This is a genomic window from Streptomyces aureus (assembly GCF_001418135.1).
GTDB lineage: Bacteria > Actinomycetota > Actinomycetes > Streptomycetales > Streptomycetaceae > Streptomyces > Streptomyces aureus_A.
This window is the reverse complement of record NZ_LIPQ01000090.1, coordinates 1-10,782: the sequence shown is the minus strand read 5'-3', so window position 1 is coordinate 10,782 and position 10,782 is coordinate 1. Positions and strand designations below refer to the sequence as shown.

The 10,782-nt window shown below is 72.5% G+C and carries 7 protein-coding genes; all 7 read right to left on the bottom strand.

Features of this window, described 5'->3' with window-relative positions; all coding sequences use genetic code 11:
• A partial coding sequence (locus AOK00_RS09350) for a bi-domain-containing oxidoreductase (protein ID WP_055599843.1) occupies positions 1-1,689 on the bottom strand: 1,689 nt, incomplete at its 3' end.
• A gap of 16 nt (positions 1,690-1,705) precedes the next feature.
• A complete protein-coding gene (asnB, locus tag AOK00_RS09345) occupies positions 1,706-3,640 on the bottom strand; it encodes an asparagine synthase (glutamine-hydrolyzing) (protein ID WP_055599842.1) in 1,935 nt (644 codons plus the stop codon).
• A 3-nt stretch (positions 3,641-3,643) separates the two neighbouring features.
• The gene (locus tag AOK00_RS09340; protein WP_055599841.1) at positions 3,644-5,200 is read right to left on the bottom strand and encodes a Wzz/FepE/Etk N-terminal domain-containing protein; all 1,557 of its coding nucleotides are present in this window, start codon (positions 5,198-5,200) and stop codon (positions 3,644-3,646) included.
• Complete coding sequence (locus AOK00_RS09335; RefSeq protein ID WP_055599840.1) at positions 5,197-6,594, bottom strand: Wzz/FepE/Etk N-terminal domain-containing protein; 1,398 nt, start codon at positions 6,592-6,594, stop codon at positions 5,197-5,199. Before AOK00_RS09335 ends, AOK00_RS09340 begins: the two co-directional genes overlap by 4 nt.
• The gene (locus AOK00_RS09330) at positions 6,591-7,844 is read right to left on the bottom strand and encodes a glycosyltransferase family 4 protein (RefSeq protein WP_055599839.1); all 1,254 of its coding nucleotides are present in this window, start codon (positions 7,842-7,844) and stop codon (positions 6,591-6,593) included. The genes AOK00_RS09335 and AOK00_RS09330 overlap by 4 nt, the downstream gene beginning before the upstream one ends.
• Position 7,845: 1 nt before the next feature.
• Entirely contained in the window at positions 7,846-9,162 is a 1,317-nt protein-coding gene (locus tag AOK00_RS09325; protein WP_055599838.1) for a nucleotide sugar dehydrogenase, read from the bottom strand.
• Positions 9,163-9,235: 73 nt separating this feature from the next.
• On the bottom strand, positions 9,236-10,714 hold the full coding sequence (locus tag AOK00_RS09320; RefSeq protein ID WP_055599837.1) for a sugar transferase: 1,479 nt from the start codon (positions 10,712-10,714) through the stop codon (positions 9,236-9,238).
• Positions 10,715-10,782: the final 68 nt, after the last annotated feature.

The window sequence follows — 10,782 nt, the reverse complement described above, 5'->3', positions numbered from 1 at the left end:
GCGTCCGGACCGGCCCGCGTTGACCAGGTAGCGGAGGTGCGCCGGGCCGGTCCGGACGCCGAACCGCGTCTTCGCCTCCTGCAGCAGCGGCGCGAACCGGCGGTTGAAGCCCACCTGCAGCCGGTCGTTGCCGGACTCCTCCACCGCGGCGAGGACCTTGGCCAGCTCGTCCTCGGAGAGGGCGAGGGGCTTCTCCACGAACACCGTCTTGCCGGCGAGGAGCGCCTTGCGGGTCAGTTCGGCGTGCGAGCTGTGCCGGGTGACGACGAACACCGCGTCGATGGACGTGTCACCGAGCACGGCGTCGAGATCGGTGGTCGCCTCGGCGAAGCCGAACTTCCGCTGCGCGTTGGCCGCGGACAGCGCCGTCGTGGTGACGACGGTGGACAGCTCGACGCCGTCTCGGCGGACCAGGTGCGGCAGCAGCATCGACGTCGCGTAGTTCCCGGCGCCGACGAACGCGAGGCGCACCGGCGTCTTGGCCGGCCGGGCCGGGGAGGGAACTCCGGCGCCGCGGCGCACCGCGGGCACGGTCACCGCCGGGGCCTGTGCCGCCTCCCCCTGCTGTCCGGGGTACCGGAAGAGCACGGCCACGGCCTTCAGGTCGCCGTCCTTCAGCCGCCGGTACGTCTCGACGGCGTCGTCGAAGTCGGCGACGTGGGACACCAGCGGCTCCACGTCGACCCTGCCGCGGGCGACGAGATCGAGGAAGCACGCCAGGTTGCGGCGCTCGGTCCACCGGACGTAGCCGATCGGGTAGTCCCGCCCCTCGAGCTCGTACTCCGGGTCGTAGCGCCCGGGGCCGTACGAGCGGGAGAACCGGACGTCCAGCTCCTTCTCGTAGTACGCGTTCCACGGCAGGTCCAGACGGCACTTGCCGATGTCGACGACCCGGCCGCGGTCCCGGCACAGCCGGGCGGCCAGTTCGACGGGCTGGTTGCTGCCGCCGCCGGCGGCCAGGTACACCTGGTCCACGCCGTGACCGTCGGTGAGTTCGGCGACGGCGGCCTCCACGGCCGTGGACGCGGGATCGCCGCAGGCCACGGCGCCCAGACGCTCGGCTAGCCCACAGCGCGCCGGGTCGGGGTCGGCCCCGACGACACGGACGCCCGAGGCGGTGAGGAGCTGCACGACCAACTGCCCGATCAGTCCGAGACCGATGACGAGGGCCACCTCGCCGAGCTGCGGCTCGCCCTGCCGGACGCCCTGCATCGCGATCGATCCGACGGTGCCGAAGGCCGCGTGCCGCGGCGCGAGGCCGTCCGGCACCCTGGCGTAGAGGTTCTTCGGCACCCAGTTCAGCTCGGCGTGCAGGGCGTGCTCGTTGCCCGCGCAGGCCACGACGTCACCGACCTTCACGTCGTCGACGCCGGGGCCGACCTGCTCGACCACCCCGCACAGCGAATAGCCCAGCGGGGTGTAGGAGTCCAGCTTGCCCATCACCTTCTGGTAGGTGGCGGGAATCCCGTTGGTGGCCACGCTCTGCATGACCTTGGCCACCTGGTCCGGCCGGGAGCGGGCCTTGCCCAGCATCGACATGCCGGCCTCGGAGACCTTCATGAGCTCGGTCCCGGTCGAGATCAGCGAGTAGGAGGTGCGGACCAGCACGCCGCCCGGCTTGCACCCCGGTACCGGCACGTCGAGCACCGCGAGTTCGCCGGTCTTGTAGTTCTGTACAACCTGTTTCACCGAAGTCCCCTTGTTTCTAAGCCTTCTCGTGCGTGTCCCGGCCGGACCCGGAGGTCGCGCCGCGATACCAGTACTCGAGGGTCAGCACATGCCAGAGGTGCTTGGAGAAGTCCCGCTGCCCGGCGGCGTCCTCGGCGACCATGCGCGCCAGCGCCTCGCGGCGCAGGAAGCCGTTCCGGACGAGCAGGCCGTCGTTCACCACCTCGCGCACCAGCGGTGCCAGGTCCCGGCTCATCCAGGCGCGCAGCGGGGCGCTGAACAGGCCCTTGGGCCGGTACACGATCTCCCGGGGCAGCACCGAGGCGGCCGCCTCCTTGAGGACGGCCTTGCCCTGCCGTCCGACGATCTTGCGGTCGCCGGGCACGGCGAACGCCGCCCTGACCACCTCGACGTCCACGTACGGCACCCGTACCTCGGTCGACGCGGCCATGCTCGACCGGTCCGTGTACGCGAGGTTGAGGCCCGGCAGGAACATCCGGGCGTCGCCCAGGCACATGCGGTTGACGAAGTCGTCGAGGTCGTTGTCCTCGTAGACATCCGCGTGCTCGGTCAGCACGTCCCCGACCGTCCCGGCGAGATCCGGATTGACCAGGGCGATCAGCTCGTCCTGGTCGTACATGGTGTAGCTGCGCCGGAACGCGGTCTCCTCCGGCAGGTCGGCGAAGGAGAGGAACCGCTTCGCGAAGCGCACCGACCGGTAGCCCCGGCGGGCCGTCGCGACCGGCAGCCGGTCCACCGCCGCGGACAGGCCGCGCCGCACCGGGCCCGGGACGCGCTGGTAGCGCAGCGCGATCAGGTTGGCCAGGTGCTTGCGGTATCCGGCGAACAGCTCGTCGGCGCCCATCCCCGAGAGCATCACCTTGACCCCGGCCTCCCGCGCGGCCGAACAGATCAGGAACGTGTTGATCGCGGCGGGGTCGCCGATCGGCTCGTCCAGGTGGTACGTCATCCGCGGCAGCAGATCGAGCACGTTCGGAGCGATCTCGATCTCGTGCAGGTCGACGCCGAACCGCTCGGCCACCTGACGCGCATGGCGGAGGTCGTCCGGCATCGCCTCGAACTTGGCGTCCTCGGCGCGGAACCCGATCGTGTAGGCGGAGATCCCGGGCCGGTCGCGGGCCGCGAGCGCGGTCAGATAGCTGGAGTCGAGACCGCCGGAGAGGAACGTCGCCACGGGTACGTCCGAGAGCAGATGACGCCTGGTCGACTCCTCGACGACGGCGGCGACATCCGGCACCTCCCCGCTCAGGGCGCGATCCCGGCCCTCGGCGGCGACGTCCCGGAGGTGCCAGAACCTGCCGCGCTCCACCCGGCCGTCGGGCCGGCACCGGAGCCAGCTCCCCGGCGGCAGCTTCTCCGCCTCGCGGAACGCGCACCGCGAGTCCGGCACCCAGTAGTACAGCAGCGAGGCCACCAGCGCCGCGTCGTCCACCTGCAGCGATCCGCCGGTGGCGGCGGCCAGCGCCTTCAGCTCGGAGGCGAACACCAGGCCCTCACCGCGCCGCAGCAGGAAGAGCGGCTTGATGCCCAGCTGGTCCCGGGCGAGCACCAGCTCCCCGGTGCGCTCGTCGAAGATCCCGAACGCGAACATGCCGCGCAGCCGGGGCAGACAGTCCGTGCCCCAGCGCCGCCACGCCTCAAGGAGCACCTCCGTGTCGGACGTACCGCGGAAGCGCACCCCGCCGGCCGCCAGCTCGGCCCGCAGCTCGGGCGCGTTGTACAGCTCGCCGTTGTACGTCAGGACGAGGCCGTCGGAGACCATCGGCTGGGCGCCGGTCTCCGACAGGTCGATGATCGCCAGCCGGCGGTGCCCCAGGTGCACCTCGCCGTCACCGGCGCGATGGCTGTACCGGCCCGCCCCGTCCGGACCACGGTGGGCGAGGGTGTCGGTGAGCCGGTCGGTCACGACCTTCCCGTCCGGCCATCGGTACGTGCCCGCGATGCCACACATGTCCTACCGCCCCTCCTCGTCGTCCCTGTCCTTGACCCGCGCCGCCCACATCGGCAGCCGTTCCGCCCTTCGTCGGCCCTCCCCCACTGCCTGAACGGCGTGGGAGGTGCCCCCACCGTTCCGACGGGCCGGCCGCTCGCCCTCGTCGCGTGGCGGGGCGTGCGGCCCGTCCCACAGCGTGCCGTCGGTACGGTCGCCCGGATCGGGGTCGATCAGCACCACACCGATCACGGCGATGCGCTGGTCCGCGAGGTGCCGCGCCACGGTGTGCAGCCATGCGGCGCTGCCGTGCCCGGCGCGCACGACGAGGACGGTCCGGGTGCCGAGGTGCTGGAGGTCGGTCCACGCCGTACCGGGTGCCACCGAGCCGACGCCGACCCGGCGTTGCCGGTGCGGGACGGAAGCGGCCCGCTCGAAGCTGACCACGGTGGGGTCTCCCGGCTTCGGGGAGCGATGGGTGAGCGGGAGGCCGGGCAGCCCGTCGATGACGGCCACGGGCCCGTCCGCCGCGAGTGCGCCGGCGAGGTCCAGCGCGATCCCGGTGGTGGCGCCCGCGGAGCCCAGTTCGAGCAGGGACACCGGTCCCGCTGAGCCGCGCACGGTGCGCGCCAGGGACGCGGTGAGCCTCGTCCGGGCCGCCAGGATGCGGCGGCGCTGCCACAACCGCGGTGACCGGCGGGGCAGTTCGGCGATGACGGAGGCACCGAGGTGAGCCGCGATCTCGCGGCGCAGCACGGGGCGGTCCGCCACCACCGCGCCGACCGCGGACACCGCGAGCCCGAGGGCGAGCCCCAGGGCGAGCCCGATCGCGGCGTTGGTGGCGGCCGTCCTGGGCAGGGAGTGCCGCACCGCGCGAGGGGCGTCCACGATCTGTGTGCCGGAGACGAGCCGGGGCGTGCCGATACGCGCTTCCGCGGCGCGTCGGCCGAAGTCCGATATCTGCGACGTCAGTTCGGCCCGGCGGGCGAAGAGCGTCTCCATGTCGGCCGACACCTTCGGCCCGCTCTCCGACGACGCCGCTCCGATGGTCCTGTCGACCTGGGCCAGGTCGTCCCGCAGCCGGTCACGCTGGTCGAGCAGGGCCTGGGACTCGGCGTTCGCCGCTTCCCTGATCCGCCGGACGTGGTCGGCGACGAACGCGTCGGCCAGCGCCTGGGCGCGGGCCACGGCCTCCGCCTCGCTGTCACCCGCCACATCGATCCGCAGCAGGTTGTTGGTCAGGCCGACGCCCTCGTAGTCCTTCATGAACTCCTCGGGCTTCTCCCGGGAGCCGAGCGACCGCAGTGCCCGGTCGGCGATCCGCGTGGTCTGCAGCAGCGCGGCGTCGGTCCGGATGAGAGTTCCGGGGTCGTTCGGCTGGTCCTCCTGGTGCGCGACCAGGAGTTTGGTCGTCGCCGTCGGCGGTGGCGGCAGCAGCACGGCCATCGCCACGCCGAGGAGCAGCCCGAGGAGGGCCATGGAGCCCCAGAGGCGTCGTCGTCGGCGGACCGCCACCACCAGGACCTGGAGGTCGAGCAGGGGAGCGGTGGCCGACGGCTCCGGCGTCGTACGCGTCGTCACCGTTCACCACCCTTCGCGTCGCCGCCGCCCGCGAGCACCGGTGCGGTGACACGGCGGGGACCGCCGGGGGCGCGGGCCGGACGGGCCCAGACCGTGCCGGCGAGCACGGTGCCGACGACCTCGTGCCGGGCGTCGGCACACGCCTCGGCGATTCCCGCGAGTTCCCCCGCCGTCCAGCTGCCCGCGCTGACCACGACCAGGGCACCGGACTCGCCCGCGCGGTCCGGCACCATCGGCCGGGACACCGAGACCCCCACGACGCGCAGCACGAGGAGTCCGCTGCCCGAGGAGTCGGGGGAGGAGTCGTTCTCGGCCTCGGCGACGAGCTGCGCGGCGGCCCGGCGGGCGATCTCGTCGCCGTCCGGGACGACGACGAGCAGCCGCCGGGGGGCCGGGAGCCGGTCCCGGAGGCGGGCACACACCCGCCGGTAGCGGATCTGCCTGCTCTCGTCGTCGCCGGAGGCCACGGGGGACGGGATGTCCCAGCGGACGTCGACGCCGAGCAACCGGCGGAACAGGGCACGGGCGCCACCGCCCTGCGGCCGGTCCGCGGCCCGTCCACCCGGTACGTCGACGGCGCCGAGCAGCGTCGAGCCCAGTGCCGCGGTGATGTCCGCCCCGGTGCGCGGCCGGCGACCCACCCGAGCGGCGGCGAGATGACCGATGACCGCGAACAGGACGAACAGCAGCGCCCCGCCGACGACGAGCTGCGTCCTCGTCGGCGGCGCCTCGCCCGCGGGCCGGGCCGCCGGGCCCATGACGACCATGTCGGGCCGGTCGGTCGCCGTGTCGGCCTTGTCCAGCTTGTCCACGGCCTCCTGCAGCGCCGTGCGCAGCTTCGCCAGCTCGGTACGGGTCTGCACGCTCTCCACGCTCTGCCCCGGACCGGCCTCGTCGGCGAGCTCGTCGATGCGGCGGGTGGTCGTCACCACCAGCTGCCGCAGCGCCTCGGGCCGCGCGGCCGCCTCGGGGTCGGTGTCGGCGCCCACGATCTGCGCGGCGAAGGTGACGAACTCCTCGGCGACCGTGTCGGAGAGGCGCTGTGCGCGCTCCGGGGTGTCGGCCGTGCCCGAGATCTTGATGATGTTCCCGTCGGCGGCCTCGGCGCTCACCCGGTCCCGCAGCTCGATGCCGTCGACCCAGGGCCGGCCGAGCACGGCGGCCGCGCGGTCGACCACCACCGAACTGGTCGCGATCTCCGCCTGGGTGAGCAGCTCGCGCTCCTCCCACGCCCCGGGCAGCAGCACCGACGCCGACGTGGTGTAGCGCGGCGGAATCAGCAGGGAGGTGCCGTAGCCGACGAGCGCGCCCAGCACGGCCAGGACGGTGAGAAGCCGCCCACGCCGACGGAGGATCCGTCCGATCGTGACCAGACGTATGGTGTCATCGCTCAACGGCGCGGCCTTCTCCCCGTCCGGACCGGGCCGTTCACCGACACGGGGGTGTGGTCACGGCAGGCGGCGGCGTAGGCGGCCAGCAGCGACCGCTGCGAGTGCCGCCAGGCGAGCTGCCCGCTGATGCGTTCCTGGCCGATCTTGCCCATCCGGGCGCGCTCCTCCGGGTCGTCGAGGAGCCGTGCGACGAGCCCGGCGAACGCGCTCTCGTCGTTGGCGGGCGCGTACACGGCGGCGTCACCGGCGGAGACCCGCGCCTCGCGGAGGTCGAACGAGACGATCGGCCGGCCCATCACCATGTACTCGAGGACCTTGTTCATGGTCGACACGTCGTTGAGCGGGTTGCGCGGGTCGGGGGAGAGGCACACGTCCGCGGTGGACAGGTAGCGCACCAGGTCGGCGTCCGGAACGCGGCCGGTGAACTCCACCTGGTCCGAGAGCCCGAGCCGCAGGGACAGCTCGACCATCGCGTCGAAGGCGTCCCCGGCGCCGACGAACACCGCGTGCCAGTCGGTCCGCCCGAGCTCGTCGCGCAGCTTCGCGAGGGCCCGCAAGGCGTAGTCGACGCCGTCCTGCGGCCCCATGACGCCGAGGTAGCACAGCAGATGGGGCTTGCCGCGCTTCAGTTCCGGTTCGGGCGGCACCGGGTGGAACCGGTCGATGTCGGGAGCGCTGCGCACCACGAAGACGTCCTCCGGCCGCCGGCCCCCGCGGCGCAGCGCGACGTCCCGGTAGCTCTCGTTCGTGGCGAGCACGACGTCCGCGGCCCGGTAGGTCATCCGTTCCAGCGCGCACACGGCGCGGTAGAGCAGGTCCTCGCCGCGGTCGAACCGGGAGAGGTACAGCTCGGGCACCAGGTCGTGCTGGTCGAAGACGAACCGCGCCCCGCGCCGCTTCAGCCACCGGGCCGGCAGGAACAGCAGGTCCGGCGGGTTGCAGGCGTGGACGACGTCGACCGGTCCGACCTCGCGGGCCAGCCGGAGGGTGTGCCACAACGCCGTCCCGTACTCCCGCAGGTAGCCGGCGGGACCGCCGGTGGCGGCGCGCAGGGGGTAGCGGTGGATCCGCACCCCGTCGATGACCGTCTCCGGTTCGGTGTCCCGCTTCTCCCCGCGGGGGCAGATGACGTGCACCTCCCAGCCCGCGTCGCGCAGTGTCGTGCACTCCTGCCACACCCGCCGGTCGAACGGCACCGACAGGTTCTCCACCAGGACGAGTGCGCGCCGAGCCGGCCCGTCGCCCCCGGTCATGTCACCAAGCAAGGCCCACGTACCCCGGTTCGGCCCGGCGCGCGTCGGCGTCGGGAAGGTGGATGAGATCGACGATGACCGGGCCGTCGCCATGGGGCAGCGCCGACAGTACGGCCGGATCCCCGGTCCCGACCAGGCACACCTCGGCATGGTCGAGCACCTCGTCGACGGAGTCCGCGAGCAGCTGCGCGAGGTGCGGCAGCCGGGTCTCGATGTACTCGCGGTTCGCGCCGAGCAGCCGGGAGAGGTTCACGTTGGGGTCGTAGATCCGCAGGTCGTACCCCTTGCCGAAGAGCCGCTCCGCCAGTTCGACGAGCGGGCTCTCGCGGAGGTCGTCGGTGCCGGGTTTGAAGGAGAGACCGAACATGCCCACCCGTCGTTTGCCGGTGCGCTCGACCAGCTCCACCGCGCGCTGCAGATGGTCGGCGTTGGAGGGCAGGACATGGGCGAGGATCGGCACCGAGACGTCGTGCCGCCGCGCCGCGTGGACCAGGCTGCGCAGGTCCTTGGGCAGGCACGAGCCGCCGAAGGCGAAGCCGGGCCGCAGGTAGGCGGGGCTGATGTTCAGCTTGCGGTCGGCCAGGAAGACGTCCATCACCTGGTGCGAGTCCACCCCGAGCGCCTGGCACACCGCGCCCAGTTCGTTCGCGAAGCCGATCTTGAGGCCGTGGAAGGCGTTGTCCGCGTACTTGATCGCCTCGGCCGTCGGGACCGGCACCCGGAACACCTCGCCGGGCAGGCCGTCGTACAGCGCCGCCACGACGTCGCCGCTCGCCCGGTCGAGCTCGCCGATGACGGTCTTGGGCGGGTCGAAGAAGTCCCGCACGCTCGTGCCCTCGCGCAGGAACTCCGGGTTGACCGCGACGCCGAAGTCCACCCCGGCCGTGCCGCCGGCGAACTTCTCCAGGATCGGTACCAGCAGGTTCAGGCACGTGCCCGGCAGCATGGTGCTGCGGAACACGACGGTCTGCCGCCCGCCCCGCTCGGCCACCGCGGCACCGATCTCCTCGGTGACCCGCTCCAGATACGTGGTGCACAGGCTGCCGTTGGGCTCCGACGGCGTGCCCACGCAGATCAGCGACACATCGCTGCCCATGATCGCCTCGTGGACGTCCCGGGTGGCGCGTAACGTGTCGGCCCGCACGACGTCGGCGATGAGCTCGCCGATCCGCTCCTCGACCACCGGGGCCTTGCCGTCGTTGACCAGGTCGACCTTCACCTGGTTCACGTCCACTCCGATGACCTCGTGACCGAGGCTGGCCAGGCACGCGGCCGACACGCAGCCCACGTAGCCGAGCCCGAAGACGCTGACTCTCATGCCCTGTCCCTCCCCCTGGGCAGGCCCTTGTGGCCTGCCGTCCCCGAGCCGACCGGACGACGCCCCCCGCGCATCAGTAGGCCCCCTTCCCATGGATCACCGCTCGCAGCGTCTTCCACAAGATCACCGTGTCCAGGGCGAGCGACCAGTCCTCCACGTACCGCAGATCCAGCCGGACCGCCTCCTCCCACGAGAGGTCGCTGCGTCCGCTGATCTGCCACAGGCCGGTGAGGCCGGGCTTCACGAGGAGACGCCGCCGGATGTCCGGGCCGTACGCGGCGGACTCCTCCGGCAGCGGAGGCCGCGGGCCGACCAGCGACATGGAGCCGGTGAGCACGTTGAGGAGCTGCGGCAGTTCGTCGAGCGAGTACCGGCGCAGCACCGTCCCCACCCGGGTCACCCGCGGATCGCGGCGGAGCTTGAACAGCAGGCCGGCGCCCTCGTTGCGATGGGCCAGCTCGGCCCGTGCCGCGTCGGCCCCGACGACCATGGTGCGGAACTTGAGAATGGTGAACTCGCGGCCGTCCTTGCCGACCCTGCGCTGGCGGTAGACCGCTCCACCCCGGCTGTCCACCAGTACGAGCAGCGCGACCACCGCCATCAGCGGCGCGAACAGCATCAGCAGGACCGCCGCGCCCATCCGGTCGACGACCTCCTTGACCGCCCGACGGCCGCCGGTGAAGGTCGGCATGCTGACCCGCAGCAGCGGGATGCCGAGCACCGCGTCGACGTGCAGCCGCGGACCGGCCACCTCCATGAGCACCGGGGCCACGACCATCTCGGCGTCGCTGCCCTCCAGGTTCCAGGCCAGCCGCTGCAGCCGGTCCGGTGACCAGTGCGGATCGGGGGTGACCGCGACGACGCGGTAGCCGTCGCGGCGTACATGGCCCGCCACGTCGGCCAGTTCACCGACGACCGGCACCCCGTCCACCTGGTCGGTGCCGAGCCCGGGGCTGTCCGCCGTGCACACCGCCTCCACGCGCCAGCCGAGGTGCGGGAACTTACGGGTCCTGGTGATCAGATCGCGCACGGTGGCCGCGCTCCCGGCGGCGAGCACCGGACGCAGACACCGTCCTTCTTTTCTCTGTTTGTGCAGCCAGAGGCGGAGGAGATAGCGCTCGGTCATGGTGACGAGTGCGATCACCGGTATCGCGACGAAGATCCAGAGCTTGATGTTGCGCGAGGTCAGGGCGATCCCGACCAGCGCGAGCACGACGGCCGCCGTGCACAGTGAGCGTCCGAGCCGGCGGAACTCCTCGGCTCCCTGGCCGAGTACGGCCGGGGACCAGGACCTGCTCACCGCGAGCGCCGCGAGCACGAGCAGCTCGGTGGCGAAGGCGAGAATCCTCCACTTCTCGTGCCAGTCGGCCGCGTCCCGGGCTCCGAAGAAGCCACCGATCGTGGCCACCACCAAGGCGGTGGCCACGGTGTCACTGGTGATGACGGCCCGGCGGTACCGCTGCTCCCAGTCGATCGTGGTCCGGCCGATCGGCCCGTTCTCCAGGCGCCCGCGCGCCGATGGAAAAGGACTGACTAACTCACCCTGCTGCACAGACCCCCCCAGGGCGTCAGTGGGCTCGACGTGTTGGCTCCACACGGTTCCTCCCCCCGGGAGGCGCC